The following is a 14,419-nucleotide window of genomic DNA, read 5'->3' on the forward strand; positions in this document are numbered from 1 at the left end:
ATATAACACCTCGTAAACTAGAAGGTGTTTATTAGCAAAATAATTCCTTTGCATGTTATCATGAAGTAGAAATCAATTGGAAAGAAGGTACATTTATGGAAAAAAATATCGATGTCTTACAAAATTGGCTAAAAGATCAAGGTGCCGAAGTGGCATTTTTGACAGACCCAGAGAACATCGCTTATTTCTCGGGTTATCATAGCGAGCCTCACGAGCGCGTGCTTGGCTTAGCAGTTTTCCCAGATAGTGAGCCGTTTTTATTTACACCCGCTCTTGAAGTAGAAGATGTGCGCGGTGGCGACTGGACACACCCTGCATACGGATATAACGATACCGAGAATCCTTTCACAATTATTGCAGACGAAATCAAAAAACGCGTTGCAAATCCAAGCAAATTTGCTATCGAGAAAAAACATATGAGCGTAGATCGTTACGAACAATTAAACGGATTATTCTCGGGCAGCTCTTTCATTCCGATTGAACACAAAATTGAGCAAATTCGTCTGATTAAAACCGAAGCAGAACTAAAAATATTAAAAGAAGCAGCCTTATTAGCCGATTACGCCGTACGAGTTGGTGTAAACGAAATCGCAGAAGGTAAAACAGAAGCAGAAATCGTGGCGAAAATCGAATACGAAATGAAGAAAAAAGGCGTAACTGCCATGTCTTTCGATACAATGGTGCTTACTGGTAAAAATGGTGCCCTGCCACACGGTACTCCAGGCGAAACAAAAATCAAAAAAGGCGATTTAGTTTTATTTGATTTAGGCGTTGTCCATCAAGGTTATTGCTCTGATATTACACGCACAGTAGCTTTTGGTGCCATTTCCGATGAACAGAAAAAGATTTACGACACTGTGTTAGAAGCACAAATTGCCGCTGTCGAAAAAGTAAAAGCCGGCGTAAAAGCAAGCGAAATTGATTTAACTGCTAGAAATATTATTCGTGAAGCAGGTTTCGGTGATTATTTCCCACATCGTCTTGGTCACGGTCTTGGCGCAAGTGTCCATGAGTTCCCTTCTATTACAGAAACGAACAATATGGAACTGCAAGAAAACATGGTATTCACTATTGAACCAGGTATTTATGTTCCCGGTGTTGCCGGCGTTCGTATAGAAGATGACCTCGTTGTCACCAAAGACGGCGTACAAGTATTAACAGAATTCCCGAAAACTTTACAAGTAATTAACTAACAAGAAAAGCGAACTTTCCTTTGAGAAAGTTCGCTTTTTTATTAAATTAATTCTTTGCTATCCGTATAAGGTAAACCAAGCGAATCTGCAACAGCCTTGTACGTAATGTGACCTTGGTATGTATTTAATCCACGAAGTAAGAATGGGTCATTTTGTACAGCTGCTTCTAAGCCTTGATTAGCAAGTTTCAATCCAAAAGGTAAAGTTGCATTAGTAAGCGCCAAAGTGGACGTCCGTGGCACTGCGCCCGGCATGTTTGCCACAGCATAATGGAGTACGCCGTGTTTTTCATAGGTTGGATTGTCATGGGTGGAAACATGATCCGTTGTTTCAAAAATACCTCCTTGGTCAATCGCGATATCTACAAGGACAGATCCCGGAATCATTTGTTTAATTACATGCTCTTTGACGAGCTTAGGGGCCTTTGCACCTGGAATTAATACTGCTCCGATAACTAAATCAGCTTTTTTCACAGCTGTTTCAATATTAAAATCATTCGACATTAATGTTTGGACTTGATTGCCAAAAATATCGTCCAGCTCGCGCAATCGTTTCAAATTCATATCAAGAATGGTCACGTTGGCACCTAAACCAGCTGCAATTTTTGCTGCATTTGTTCCAGCGATTCCGCCACCAATAATAACCACTTCACTTTTCTCTACACCCGGCACCCCACCAAGCAAGACACCCATACCACCATTCGTTCTTTGTAAAAATTGTGCACCAATCTGAGCTGCCATTCGACCAGCAACCTCACTCATTGGCGAAAGTAGTGGCAACGTGTGGTCTGCAAGTTCTACAGTTTCATACGCTACACTATTTACTTTACTTTCCATCAAAGCTTTCGCAAGCGTTGGTTCATTGGCCAAATGTAAATATGTGAAAAGTAATAGTCCTTCTTTAAAGTATGTATACTCTGATGCAATCGGTTCTTTTACTTTTACAACCATATCTACATCCCAAGCTTCTTTAGCTGTTGCAACAATTTTTGCCCCCGCTTGCACAAAATCAGCGTCTTGATAATTAGAGCCAATGCCCGCATCTTTTTCCACGTATACAGTATGACCTGCATTTACGTATGAAAAAACACTTGCCGGAGTCATTGCCACCCTATTCTCGTTATTTTTAATTTCTTTTGGTACGCCGACTAACATCTAAATCACTCTCCTTGATATAGGTATAATAGACTATAAAAGATTTTCTACACCCCCATGCTAACACAATATACCTAAGTTGTAAAAAATTAACCAACTGAAATTCAAACAAAAGTTTTAGTAAAATTAGACGGATTTTTTGTATGAACCGAATTTATTTTTCATTTTATGGTTCTTTTAGGAAAAAGAGGGTAAAATATAAGTATAGAAAATACATATTTTGATTGGAGGAATTATTATGTTACAACAATACGAAAGAGTTCTAGTAGCAGTTGATGGATCCAAAGAAGCAGAAAGAGCATTCCAAAAAGCAATTCAAGTGGCTAACCGTAATGACGCGGCGCTTGGTCTGGTACACGTTATCGATACACGCGCGTTTTCATCTGTAGCCAATTACGATACAAGCATGGCAGACAAAGCTACCGAATATGCAGATGAATTACTTAGTGGCTATAAAGAAGATGCTTTAAAAGCTGGTGTAACAAAAGTAGAAAGCTACATTGAGTATGGTTCTCCAAAAACAGCCATTACAAAAGAAGCAGCAAAAGCATTTCAAGCAGATTTAATCATGTGTGGTGCGACAGGTCTTAACGCTGTGGAACGCTTGTTAATTGGTAGTGTATCTGAATACATTATTCGTCACTCCCCTTGCGATGTTCTTGTAGTACGTAATGATGTTCCTGATTATAAAGATGAAAAATAATGATAGAAAAAGGCTAGCTCTGAATTCAGAGCTAGCCTTTTTTTCTTGTTTTTAGCGATTATTTTTAATTGTTTCTACATCACGAGCAATCATTAATTCTTCGTTCGTAGGAATGATGATAACTTTTACTGGGGAATGTGGGTAGTTAAGGAATCTTTCTTCTCCGCGCACTTGGTTAAGTGCTGGATCCCAATATACGCCCATGAATTCAAGTCCACGAAGTACTTTTTCACGGATGTATGAACTATTTTCACCGATACCAGCTGTGAAGATAATAGCATCTACACCGTTCATACGAGCTGCATAAGAACCAATGTATTTATGGATGCGGTCAACGAAAACTTGAAGTGCAAGTTCTGCGCGGTCGTTTCCTTTTGCTGCTTCATCTTCTAGATCACGAAGATCGCTTGAAATACCAGATACGCCAAGCATACCGGATTCTTTGTTTAACACATCAAGTACTTGTTCTGCTGTTTTACCAGTTTTTTCCATGATGAAAGGAATAAGCGCTGGGTCAATGTTACCAGAACGAGTTCCCATAGAAACACCCGCTAGTGGCGTGAATCCCATGGAAGTATCCATTGATTTTCCGCCTTCAATTGCAGCGATACTAGCACCATTACCAAGGTGACAAGTAAGTAAACGCAACTCTTCCACAGGACGTCCTAGAAGTTCTGCAGCGCGTTCGGATACATATTTGTGACTTGTACCATGGAAACCGTATTTACGGATACCGTAGTCTTCATAGTAGCTATATGGCAAGCTGTAAAGATAGCTTGCTGGCGGCATTGTTTGGTGGAAAGCTGTATCAAAAACAGCTACCGAAACAACATCAGGTAAAATTTTGCGGAATGCTTTAATACCAGTAACGTTCGCTGGGTTGTGAAGCGGCGCAAGTTCAGATAAAGCTTCAATATCTTTAATTACTTGGTCATCAATATAAACGGATTCAGGGAATCTTTCTCCACCATGAACAACACGGTGACCAATTCCAGTGATTTCATCGTAAGAACCGATAACTTTGTGATTAATTAATTTTTCAAGTAGCATTTGAACAGCAATTTCATGGTCAGGAATATCAATAACTTCTTTGATTTTTTCTCCGTCTACTGTAATTGTAAAAATAGAGTCTTTCAAACCAATTCTTTCTACAATCCCAGCTGTGATAACACGTTCAGATGGCATATCATATAATTGGAATTTCAGTGAAGAACTTCCGGCGTTAATTGCAATCGTTTTTTCCATTTTGTTTTTGTCAATTCCTTCCATTATTGTTTCCTCTTGAACCAGTTCTCTATTTCAGCTAAAATCGGTGCAGTTACGCTCGGATCTGTTAGCGAGGAGAGATTGGCTAGTAAAACTTCTTTTGGCGGCTTTACATCTTCATCCGCTTTTTGTAAAATCAAGATGCTTTTTCGTGCTTGTTCAGACTTAAACAGTGTTTCAGGCAATTTAATAATTCCCTCAATATGACCGTTTTTCTTGATAAACTTGTCCACCTTAGCAAAGTCACTAGTCCCAAACATTGCGTCAGGTACCAAGAAGAATAAATATCCTCCTGGCTTTGTGTAGCGCATTCCTTGTTCTATAAACAAGAAATGTGCAAATGAATGCCCTTCTTCACGGCAAAGTTCAAATGTTTTCGCATTTTCATCATCCGGATAATACCCAACTGGCAAATCACTAATTACGACATCTACGGGATCAACTAATAAATTAGCCAGACCATCTTGATGCAATAAAGTCATTTTTTGTCGTTGTAAATCCGCTCCTACTAATGCAAGCGAAATAAGCAAATCATCTACGTCTACACCACTTGCATGAACGTCTACATCACCTCTTAATTCTAGTTGATTAATCACTGTTGTTAAAAGATTTGCAGTGCCACAGGCTGGATCCAAAATAGAAACATTTTTCTTCTTTTGAATTACTTTTTCAAGCAAATATGCCACTATAAAACCAATGGAATCTGGCGTCATTTGATGGTTCACTTGAATACCATGTTTCATGCCTTTTAGTAGTGCTAATTGAAGACCTTTGCGGATTTCTTCATTTGAGAAATTCTCAAGTTCGATACTTTCGTAAGACGCTTGTAATTTCAATTGTGTTTCAGAAGACAACTCTTCTTTTTGTAAAACTTCTTTTTGAAACAGATTTTCTCCTGTTTCATAAACCGCTTCCAAATAGCTTATTTCAAGCTCATTTTGCAAGATAATAGCTGTATTATCAAGCACTTGAAATAATTCTTGCGTTGCTTCATTTGCCAAAAGTAACACCTCGAATTTTCATCATTACTAACACCACCAAACATTATACAGTATTTCTAAAGAATGTGAAAGGATTTTCTGTAGTAAAAGTGGAAATTAACGCTGGAATTTTTTAATTATAATTAGTACAGTTTATTTTTAGTAGTAATACAGAAAAAAGCCCTCCTATTTAAAGGAAGGCTTTTAAGATTTAGGCTTTTTTTGCTGCTTCTATTGCTGCTTCGTAATTTGGATGGTCGCTACCTTCTGGAACTACTTCCGTGTAAACGATTTCTCCTGCTGCATTTACCACGAAAACAGAACGCGCTAGTAAGCGAAGTTCTTTCATGATTACACCGTATGCTTCGCCAAAAGAAAGATCGCGGTGATCAGATAATGTAATCGCATTTGGTAAACCTTCTGCTGCACACCATTTCTTTTGAGCAAATGGTAAATCAACGGAAATAGTTAAGACAACTGTATTATCTAAATTGCTTGCTTCTTCATTAAATTTACGCGTTTGTGTGGAACAAACACTTGTATCAATGGAAGGAACGACGCTGATAAGTCTCACTTTCCCGTCATAATCGTGCAATGTTACTTCTTCTAAATCTCTATTCACCACGGTGAAGTTCGGCGCTTTGTCGCCTACTTTTCTTTCGGTACCTACGAGTGTAACTGGATTATGTTTAAATGTTACTTGAGTCATTTTATTCTTCCTCCTTTAATGGACGCTTCTATTACATTTTAAAGAAGAAATGTGCTATAAGCTATTTTTTTGCTCCATTTACCCATTTTTCATCTAGTTCTAAGTAGCCCATATGGACGACGGAGGTAGATTCAAAGAAGTCCGCAATGCCTTGTTTGTTTGGTGTAAAAGCACAAACGACGTATAACGGCCAAATGGTTTTTAAGACAAAACGCATCGCACCTTCTCGAAATAAAACGGTTAACCAAGTTAATTTTGTGCCATCAAGTTTCACTACGCGAAGACCAAATAACATTTTACCAAGCGTTTGTCCGAAAAACTTCGTAAGCAAAATAAAGTAAGCTAGAAAGATAATCGTTGTCATCACCCAATAAAACGTGAAGAAACTGCCATCCATCCCCATTCCAGAAACGCGGAAGATCGGATTAATCATAATCTCCTTCAAGGCCGCGATAACAACTAAATCGACTAAATAAGCTAAAAACCGAATCCAAAAGCCAGCAAAGTACTGTTTAGGAATGGCTTCTTCTTTCTGAATTGGTGGTTCATAATGATAGACTTGGCGTTTGTTTTCAAAAGCAATATTTTCATTCGCCATTTGCGCCTCTCCTCTCACATTATTCTCCATATAAATACATCATTCTTGGCGCTTTAAGCGTGCCAGTTAATTTGATTAGTTGGGAAATATCTGCATTTTGACCAGAGATTTTTTGTGCAGCTACAGAGAATAACGAGCTAAAGTCTTCTGGTGCATCATATTGAATGACTGTCGCATCAGCTAACCCTTGTTCTTTTTTCAAAGCTTCTAGGGCATCTTCTTGATAACCAAACTCATCAATCAACCCGTTCTCTTTTGCTTGGCGACCGTCGTATATGCGTCCATCTGCAATTTTTCGTACTTCTTCTGCGGACATTCCACGGCCTTTTGCGACGACTTTAACGAACTCATTGTAAGAATCATCAATCATTGACTGCATAATTTTCTTCTCGTCTTCCGTCATTGGTCTTGTCCCGCTCATAATGTCTTTATATTCGCCGCTTTTAATAGTATTATCTGAAACACCTAATTTTTTCATGAGTTCACTATAGTCATACCCTTGCATAATAACCCCAAGTGAACCAGTCAATGTTTCTTTACTTGCGAAAATTTTGTCGGCTGGTGCGGAAATATAATATCCACCTGATGCTGCCATACTCCCCATGGAAACATAGAATGGAATATTGCGTTCTTTTTGAATTTGTAGAATTTTATCACGAATTTGCGCAGACTCCATAACACCACCACCTGGTGAATTAACATACAGCAGTACGCCTTGGATATAGTCATCATTTCTCACTTGTTCTAATTGTTGCATGAAAAATGAATGATCATAGCCCCCGCCTCCAAGTAAAGAACCAGAATCTCCCGTATCTTGAATAGTACCATCTACAGATAATACAGCAATTGTATCATCCCCACCTTCTTCAATGACTGTTTCGGTTAGTTCGCCGGTATCCGCGAATAGACTTTCGACAAATGTCGGACTACTCTCTTCCATTGAAGCAATTTGACTTGAAGTAAACTTTGCTAACGCACTAACTATTAAAAGTGCAAAAACAATCCCTAGTGCAACCCATCTTTTAGCATTCATTAATTTCTCCCCTTTTTCTATGTAGATAATGTAATAATACCAGTCTCTTTTATTTTGTACAATCTTTCTTTTAAATTGTGTTCCATTTCACTTTTTTACGGATGAAGAAAGAAATTGCCCTTAAGTCATGTTATAATAAGTTTGTTGATTTAAAATTGGATTCTGGAGGGACAACTAACATGGCAAAAACTATTTTTTATTTTTCCTATCGAAAAACAGAAGAACTACATGCAAAAGCAAAAGAATTGAAGAAAATTACGACTGATTATGGATATGAATTAACTGATGACTATCAAAAAGCAAACGTTATTATCAGCATTGGTGGTGATGGTGCTTTTCTTAAATCTGTAAGAGAAACTGGCTTCCGTCAAGATTGTTTATATGCAGGGATTGCGCTAACAGAGCAACTAGGTCAATACTGTGACTTCCATATTAATCAATTGGATGAAATCATCAAGGCAGCCATTGAAGATCGTTGGTTAGTACGTCGTTACCCAACTATTTATGGAACAGTGAATAATACCAAAGCATTTTATGTGCTAAATGAATTTAACATTCGTTCTTCTATCATTAGAACACTTACGATGGATCTTTATATTAATGATTCTCACTTCGAAACTTTCCGCGGCGACGGAATGGTTATCTCTACACCAACTGGAAGTACTGCTTATAATAAATCAGTGAACGGTTCTATCGTGGACCCACTTCTTCCATCTATGCAAGTAAGTGAACTAGCTTCTATTAACAACAATAAATTCCGTACGCTAGGTTCATCGTTCATCCTTAGTCCAAAACGCAAACTACGTATTGAAATTGCGTCTGAAGAAGGAAATAACGAATTCCCAATGATTGGAATGGACAGCGAAGCACTTAGTATCCAACACGTGCATGAAGTTAATTTAGAAGTAGGCGATTGTTTCATCAATATTATTAAACTACCTAAAAATTCTTTCTGGGATAAAGTGAAACGTAATTTCTTATAAAAAACTGAGCATCAAATAAATGAATAAAAAAGCAATATGTTTTGGAATTTTTCCAATTCATATTGCTTTTTTATTTTAGTAGTAGTTGTTTTATCTTACGTTAGTTTATAGTTGTATTTTAACAAATCTAATAACTCTTGAAAAGTTACTATTTTATCCGGATACTCTTCGTCAAGAATATAATAGGAGATTATTACTTCCTGTGTTTCAAACTCAAAATTTAATTGGGTCAGGTTAAATCTCATTTTAGCTTCTCTTTCAGATTTTAAATTTGCAACAATCTTGTAAGCTAAATTTTCGGATAAATTATCACTACTTAAAAAAACATGTATTACTTTGTCTCTATTCATATCTACGCGCTCCATTATAGAATTATCATAAGCTGTTTGCAAAAATTCTTTCCAATAAAAATTGTGTCATACACGGTTTCTTCAAGTTCCTGTAAAAATTTTGTGCCTACTCTGACCCCTGCCTAACATAAAATCGCTTCACTTGATTTTTCCCACAAACAATATAGCATAGTGATATTGTTAAATCAATAGGGGGTTCACTTTTTACTATTATACATGATTACAAACAAATTAGTTAGAAGAATTATATTAGAAATCAGAGATTTTCAAATATTTTTCTCCTATTACCTGTCCCTTTAATTATTTTGCTTCCAAAATTGCTGCTAGTAATGCTTTTTGTGCATGAAGCCGATTTCCTGCTTGTTGATAAATAACCGAGTGATTGCCATCAATGATTTCAGCTGTCACTTCTTCTTCTCGGTGCGCTGGTAAACAATGTAAGAAGTGATAATCCGCTTTAGCAACGCTAACTAATTCTGCGTTCACTTGATATTTTTCACCAAAATCCGCTAAACGTTTTGCATTTTCCTCTTCTTGTCCCATACTTGTCCAAACATCTGTATAAATAAAATCCGCATCTGTCACTGCATGTTTCGGGTCTTCCGTAACGAAAATCTTGGCACCACTTTCTTTCGCCAGATTCTCCGCCGTTGCTAAAACCTCTTCATCGACTTCATACCCTTTTGGCATTGCAAGACGAATATCTAATCCAACCATGGCACCTGCTAACAGTAAAGAATGACATACATTATTACCATCACCAATATAAGCTAGTTTGACACCTTCCAACTGATCTTTCCATTCATAAATAGTCATTAAATCCGCTAACGCCTGGCATGGATGATGCAGATCAGTTAAGCCATTAATAATGGGAATTTCTGCATAATACGCCAATTCTTCTACTTTTTCATGACTAAATGTCCGAATCATAATTGCATCAATATATTCTGACATCACATGCGCCGTATCTTTAATCGGTTCACCACGCCCGATTTGCAATTCCTTTGAACTCATCACAATCGCTTGTCCACCTAATTGCAAAATTCCTGCTTCAAAAGAAACCCGTGTTCTAGTAGAAGGCTTATCAAATATCATTCCTAAAATTTTCCCACTTAAAATATGGCTATAGTGAGCTGGGTTCGTTTTCATTGCAACAGCTAATTTAATGATGTCTGTCAATTCTTCTTTATTCCATTCAAGTAAGCTGAGCATATCTTTACCAGTTGTATTATTTTTCGCATACATTGTCATCCCTCTTCACTCCCAATCAATTGGTTTTCCAAAACACTTTTCAGTAAATATATGGCTTGATCGATTTCTATATAACTGACGGTTAAAGGTGGTAAGATTCGCAGCACATTAGGCCCCGCAGTTAGTATTAGCAATCCTTTATCTCTAAGTTCCGTTACAACTGGTTCTGCGGCATTTTCAAGTTCTATACCTATCAGAAACCCTCCGCCACGAATGGCAGAAACGTTATCCAATATCCCTAAATGCACTTCTAGCAAGTTTCTAAAATAGTCTGCTTTGGCATTTACTTCTTCTAAAAATCCCGCTTGTTTCATTGTTCGTAATATCTCTTTAGCCGCCGCAAGTGCCAATTTATTTCCTCCAAAAGTAGAGCCATGACTTCCCGGCCCAAAAGCACTACTTAGATTCGCTTTTCCGACCATCGCTCCAATCGGCAAGCCATTTCCAAGCCCTTTAGCTAAAGTGAAAATATCCGGATCTAAACCAATCTGCTCAAATCCATAAAGCGTCCCCGTTCGCCCAAGCCCAGTCTGCACTTCATCAATAATGAATAATACCCCCATTTTTTTGCAAAGCAATTGAACCTCTAAAAGAAAGGCTGCATTTGCTGGGATGACGCCACCTTCTCCTTGAATTACTTCTAACATGACTGCTGCTGTATGTTCATCGATTTCTGCTCGGAAAGCTTCGATGTCGTTATAAGGGACATAAGTGAAGCCAGGAACAAGACCCCCGAACCCTTGATGAATTTTAGCTTGGGCGGTAGCTGACATCGAACCAAAAGTACGTCCGTGAAAAGATTTCTCAAAAGTAATTATTTTTTCTTTGCCGGTATATTTTCTAGCTAATTTGAGCGCTGCTTCATTTGCCTCTGTTCCGCTATTACAAAAGAAAACTAATCTGTCTTTACCATCAGCAATTAATTCTGCGACACTATCTTGCAAAGCACATTCATATAAATTCGATGTATGCCAAATATTCGTTAGTTGTTGTTGTACTGCTTCTGTGACGTTCTCCGGGCAATGGCCTAGATTGCAAACAGCGATACCACTAGTGAAATCAAGATATGTTTTACCAAATACATCTGTTACGATCGTACCCGTACCTTTTATTAAATCAATGGGGAATCTATTATACGTTGGAAAGACATAGTTCATCCTATCGCCACCTTGCTTTTTATTTTTGTACCTATTGTTTCAAGGGAATTTGTAATAATCACCTGTTCAACACCATTATCAGCGGCAAAGGCAGCACTTGCTAATTTAGGAATCATTCCGCCTTTGATTACGCCAGTCTTTTGCAGCTTTTCAATTTCTGCTGTGGCTATTTCGCCAATAATTTCTGAGCCGTTTTTCACCCCTGGAACATCTGTTAGTAAATAGAGTGCTTCTGCCTGGAGTGCGCTTGCTACCTCACAAGCAGCTGTGTCCGCATTAACATTGAGCCAATCATGTTCACTATTTATACCAAGCGGCGCAATCACGGTGATAATATTTTCGCTAAGTAATTGTTCAATTAAATTTGTTTTTACTTTCGTGATTTTACCAACCAAGCCTAAATCAGTGTCACTTAAGTTATCTGCTTCCAGTAACCCTGTATCGCCCGCATTCAAACCAATGACCGAGATATTTCGTTTTTGAAAAGCAGTGGTAATAGCTGGTTGGACTTGACCAATTAAAACCATTTTTGTCACTTCGAGAGTCGCTTTGTTAGTGACCCGCAGACCATTTTTCGTTTCGACTGGAATAGCGAGGGCTTCCATCATTTTTGTAATATAATGACCGCCGCCATGAACGAGGACGATTTTCTTATTTGCCGCTTGCCAATCAGTAATTTGTCGAAAAAAAGCATCTGTTAAATTATCGCTTGCCACACCGCCGAGTTTTATAACTATCGTGTTCTCCACCCTTATACCTCCTTATGTCCGGTAACAAGCGTTGATTTTGACATATTCATAACTCAAGTCGCAACCCCAAGCCGTACCTGATTCAAGTCCGATATGAAGATCAACTTCGATAACGATATGTTCTTCTTCTAAATAAGCATCTAACGCTTGTTGATTAAAAATGGTTTGGCTACTATGATTTAAAATTTCAATCTCACCAATTTTAATCGTAATATTATCTGGTGCAAATCTGCCACCTGAATAGCCAATCGCGCAAATAATACGTCCCCAGTTCCCATCTCCACCAAAAGCCGCCGTTTTCACGAGACTAGAAGAGACAATTTTTTTCGCAATCATTCGTGCATCTTCTGTTTTTGTCGCGCCATTGACTTGCACTTCGATTAGTTTTGTCGCTCCCTCGCCGTCTCGCGCGATGCTTTTAGCAAGATGCTCCGTTACCGCTTGAAACATATCCGCAAATTTCGCAAAATCCGCTGTCCCTTCCTGAAGCATCGGGTTTTCTGCACAGCCATTCGCCATGACTACTACCATATCGTTGGTAGAAGTATCGCCGTCTACCGTTATTTGATTGAAAGTTTTATCTACTTTTACTTTTAGTAATTTTTGCAATACTTCAGCTGGAATGGCAGCATCTGTTGTAATGAAAGCGAGCATTGTTGCCATATTAGGATGTATCATCCCTGACCCTTTTGCCACCCCAGACATTGTCACTGTTTTGCCACCGATTTTTGTTTGAAAACTGATTTGTTTTTGAAATGTATCTGTCGTTAAAATGGCTTCTTCAAAATCGGTCGCATTTCCGGTTTGCTTTTCCAGTAACTCGATTCCCGCGTTGATTTTGTTCATCGGTAGCATATCGCCAATAATCCCCGTGGAAGCAACGGCTACGTAATCAAGTGGAATATCTAACTTTTCTGCCGTTTGAGCCCGCATCGTAAGTGCATCTAGCATCCCTTGATTCCCTGTGCATGCATTCGCATTCCCGCTATTCACAATAATTGCTTGTAACTTTGCACTACTTTGAAAAGAATCTTTCGTTACAAAAATTGGTGCGGCTTGCATTTGATTCATCGTATAAACAGCGGCTGCATTTGCTGGAACTTCTGAATAAATCCAACCAATATCCTTTCGTTTTTTCTTTAGTCCAGCGTGCTTTCCATCTGCATAAAAGCCCTTTGGTGAGGCGATATTTCCTTTAATAAGTTCCATTTTATTTTCCCCTTTCACGGATAAACCGGAATAAACCTTAATCCGTCACTTTCAGCAAAATTCGCCATTATGTTTAAATTTTGAATGGCCTGACCAGCCGCCCCTTTGACTAAATTATCAATCACAGAAACGATAGTAATCACATTCGTTTTTTCGTTATAAGCAAGACCTATATCGCAGTAATTCGAGGCTGTCACTTGTTTGACAGTTGGATATACATTTTCTGCTTGGATTCGGATAAATGGAGCATTCTCGTAGGTGGATTTGTAAAGCGTATGTAACTCTTTTTGGGTGATAGGATTTTTGGGTTTAACGTAGATGGTTGTGAAGATTCCTCTTGTGATAGGAATTAATGAAGTAGAAAATTGAATTGCTGGGATACTTTCATCCCATTTAGTTAATTGTTGCATAATTTCTGGAATATGTTGATGCGAATTCATTTTATAAAGTGTCATGTTTTCATTGGTTTCTGTGAAATGTGTACTTGCAGAGGGTACTTTTCCTGCGCCGGAAATACCTGATTTAGCGTCTACAATAATGGATGCGGGATCAATTAATTTATTCATTGCAAGTGGCGCGAGACCTAGCAAGGTTGCCGTTGCATAACAACCAGGATTCGCAATGAAAGTAGTTTCTTTCTTTTCACGGAACTCTGCTAAACCATATTCCGCCTTAGTGATATACTTGATTGGCGCCGCGCTTTTTCCGTACCACTTTTCGTAGAGTTGCCTGTCTCTTAACCGAAAGTCCCCAGATAGATCAATGACATTCAAACCCGCATCTACATATGGCATTGCAATATCTTTGGCGATTCCAGAAGGCGTCGCAATAAAAACCGTATCACTTTTTTCGATGATTTCTGTTGGATTTATTTTTTCTAAGGGGCTAGCTTCTAACTCTTTTAAATGCGGATAAAAGGTTGCTATCGTTTCTGCTTGAGTGGAAAAACTATGTAACGTCGCTATGTCTACCGAAGAGTGTTGATGAAGCAAGCGAATTAACTCAAGCCCTCCGTACCCCGTTGCGCCAATGATTGAAACTTTCATCCTAACCCCTCCCCGTTAATTACCAAATGATACCTTTC

15 protein-coding genes are annotated in these 14,419 nt (G+C 38.4%); 3 read left to right on the top strand and 12 right to left on the bottom strand.

The annotated features are described in order from the left end of the window. Positions 1-95 precede the first annotated feature (95 nt). A complete protein-coding gene (locus HRK21_RS13590; RefSeq protein WP_070006716.1) occupies positions 96-1,193 on the top strand; it encodes a M24 family metallopeptidase in 1,098 nt (365 codons plus the stop codon). A 41-nt stretch (positions 1,194-1,234) separates the two neighbouring features. Here the strand turns inward: HRK21_RS13590 and ald are convergent, their stop codons facing one another. After that, positions 1,235-2,347: an alanine dehydrogenase gene (gene ald, locus HRK21_RS13595; RefSeq protein WP_003739043.1), complete on the bottom strand. Its 1,113-nt coding sequence runs from the start codon at positions 2,345-2,347 to the stop codon at positions 1,235-1,237. A gap of 238 nt (positions 2,348-2,585) precedes the next feature. Here ald and HRK21_RS13600 point away from each other — a divergent pair, with 238 nt between their 5' ends. Continuing rightward, positions 2,586-3,050 carry a universal stress protein gene (locus HRK21_RS13600; RefSeq protein ID WP_003719873.1) on the top strand — a complete coding sequence of 155 codons (465 nt, stop codon included), beginning with the start codon at positions 2,586-2,588 and terminating at the stop codon, positions 3,048-3,050. A gap of 51 nt (positions 3,051-3,101) precedes the next feature. Here the strand turns inward: HRK21_RS13600 and HRK21_RS13605 are convergent, their stop codons facing one another. The 5 genes from HRK21_RS13605 to sppA all read right to left on the bottom strand — a co-directional run bounded on the left by HRK21_RS13605 (position 3,102) and on the right by sppA (position 7,636). After that, a complete protein-coding gene (locus tag HRK21_RS13605; RefSeq protein WP_031665576.1) occupies positions 3,102-4,295 on the bottom strand; it encodes an acetate kinase in 1,194 nt (397 codons plus the stop codon). Between the two features lie 23 nt (positions 4,296-4,318). Beyond that, positions 4,319-5,317: a class I SAM-dependent methyltransferase gene (locus HRK21_RS13610; RefSeq protein ID WP_069888739.1), complete on the bottom strand. Its 999-nt coding sequence runs from the start codon at positions 5,315-5,317 to the stop codon at positions 4,319-4,321. 190 nt (positions 5,318-5,507) lie between these two features. Beyond that, the gene (tpx, locus tag HRK21_RS13615) at positions 5,508-6,005 is read right to left on the bottom strand and encodes a thiol peroxidase (RefSeq protein WP_003723312.1); all 498 of its coding nucleotides are present in this window, start codon (positions 6,003-6,005) and stop codon (positions 5,508-5,510) included. A gap of 61 nt (positions 6,006-6,066) precedes the next feature. Then, positions 6,067-6,603: an RDD family protein gene (locus HRK21_RS13620; RefSeq protein WP_070006717.1), complete on the bottom strand. Its 537-nt coding sequence runs from the start codon at positions 6,601-6,603 to the stop codon at positions 6,067-6,069. Between the two features lie 19 nt (positions 6,604-6,622). Continuing rightward, entirely contained in the window at positions 6,623-7,636 is a 1,014-nt protein-coding gene (sppA, locus tag HRK21_RS13625; RefSeq protein ID WP_069888736.1) for a signal peptide peptidase SppA, read from the bottom strand. A 179-nt stretch (positions 7,637-7,815) separates the two neighbouring features. On the opposite strand from sppA, the gene HRK21_RS13630 reads away from it, so the two are divergent. Then, on the top strand, positions 7,816-8,619 hold the full coding sequence (locus tag HRK21_RS13630; RefSeq protein WP_070006718.1) for an NAD kinase: 804 nt from the start codon (positions 7,816-7,818) through the stop codon (positions 8,617-8,619). 95 nt (positions 8,620-8,714) lie between these two features. Here HRK21_RS13630 and HRK21_RS13635 read toward each other — a convergent pair whose 3' ends face one another. From HRK21_RS13635 to argC, 6 genes are all read right to left on the bottom strand, one after another. Beyond that, positions 8,715-8,969 (bottom strand): hypothetical protein, encoded by a 255-nt coding sequence (locus tag HRK21_RS13635; protein ID WP_223276777.1) that lies wholly within the window; start codon positions 8,967-8,969, stop codon positions 8,715-8,717. Between the two features lie 300 nt (positions 8,970-9,269). After that, positions 9,270-10,220, bottom strand: a complete 951-nt coding sequence (argF, locus tag HRK21_RS13640) for an ornithine carbamoyltransferase (RefSeq protein WP_003739048.1) — start codon at positions 10,218-10,220, stop codon at positions 9,270-9,272. Further along, positions 10,217-11,377: an acetylornithine transaminase gene (gene argD / locus HRK21_RS13645; protein WP_070006719.1), complete on the bottom strand. Its 1,161-nt coding sequence runs from the start codon at positions 11,375-11,377 to the stop codon at positions 10,217-10,219. Before argD ends, argF begins: the two co-directional genes overlap by 4 nt. Beyond that, entirely contained in the window at positions 11,374-12,126 is a 753-nt protein-coding gene (gene argB, locus HRK21_RS13650; protein WP_069888734.1) for an acetylglutamate kinase, read from the bottom strand. The genes argD and argB overlap by 4 nt, the downstream gene beginning before the upstream one ends. Positions 12,127-12,138: 12 nt before the next feature. Next, positions 12,139-13,335, bottom strand: coding sequence for a bifunctional glutamate N-acetyltransferase/amino-acid acetyltransferase ArgJ (argJ, locus tag HRK21_RS13655; RefSeq protein WP_069888733.1), 1,197 nt, complete (start codon positions 13,333-13,335; stop codon positions 12,139-12,141). Positions 13,336-13,349: 14 nt separating this feature from the next. Then, a complete protein-coding gene (gene argC / locus HRK21_RS13660) occupies positions 13,350-14,381 on the bottom strand; it encodes an N-acetyl-gamma-glutamyl-phosphate reductase (RefSeq protein WP_069888732.1) in 1,032 nt (343 codons plus the stop codon). Positions 14,382-14,419 lie beyond the last annotated feature (38 nt).

This window comes from Listeria monocytogenes (assembly GCF_013282665.1).
Taxonomy (GTDB): domain Bacteria; phylum Bacillota; class Bacilli; order Lactobacillales; family Listeriaceae; genus Listeria; species Listeria monocytogenes_C.

Coding starts and splice junctions, on each gene's coding strand:
- sppA (WP_069888736.1), bottom strand. CDS start 7,636: ATGAATGCTAAAAGATGGGTTGCACTAGGGATTGTTTTTGCACTTTTA.
- HRK21_RS13600 (WP_003719873.1), top strand. CDS start 2,586: ATGTTACAACAATACGAAAGAGTTCTAGTAGCAGTTGATGGATCCAAA.
- HRK21_RS13630 (WP_070006718.1), top strand. CDS start 7,816: ATGGCAAAAACTATTTTTTATTTTTCCTATCGAAAAACAGAAGAACTA.
- ald (WP_003739043.1), bottom strand. CDS start 2,347: ATGTTAGTCGGCGTACCAAAAGAAATTAAAAATAACGAGAATAGGGTG.
- HRK21_RS13590 (WP_070006716.1), top strand. CDS start 96: ATGGAAAAAAATATCGATGTCTTACAAAATTGGCTAAAAGATCAAGGT.
- argD (WP_070006719.1), bottom strand. CDS start 11,377: ATGAACTATGTCTTTCCAACGTATAATAGATTCCCCATTGATTTAATA.
- argJ (WP_069888733.1), bottom strand. CDS start 13,335: ATGGAACTTATTAAAGGAAATATCGCCTCACCAAAGGGCTTTTATGCA.
- HRK21_RS13635 (WP_223276777.1), bottom strand. CDS start 8,969: ATGAATAGAGACAAAGTAATACATGTTTTTTTAAGTAGTGATAATTTA.
- argF (WP_003739048.1), bottom strand. CDS start 10,220: ATGACAATGTATGCGAAAAATAATACAACTGGTAAAGATATGCTCAGC.
- tpx (WP_003723312.1), bottom strand. CDS start 6,005: ATGACTCAAGTAACATTTAAACATAATCCAGTTACACTCGTAGGTACC.
- HRK21_RS13605 (WP_031665576.1), bottom strand. CDS start 4,295: ATGGAAAAAACGATTGCAATTAACGCCGGAAGTTCTTCACTGAAATTC.
- argC (WP_069888732.1), bottom strand. CDS start 14,381: ATGAAAGTTTCAATCATTGGCGCAACGGGGTACGGAGGGCTTGAGTTA.
- HRK21_RS13620 (WP_070006717.1), bottom strand. CDS start 6,603: ATGGCGAATGAAAATATTGCTTTTGAAAACAAACGCCAAGTCTATCAT.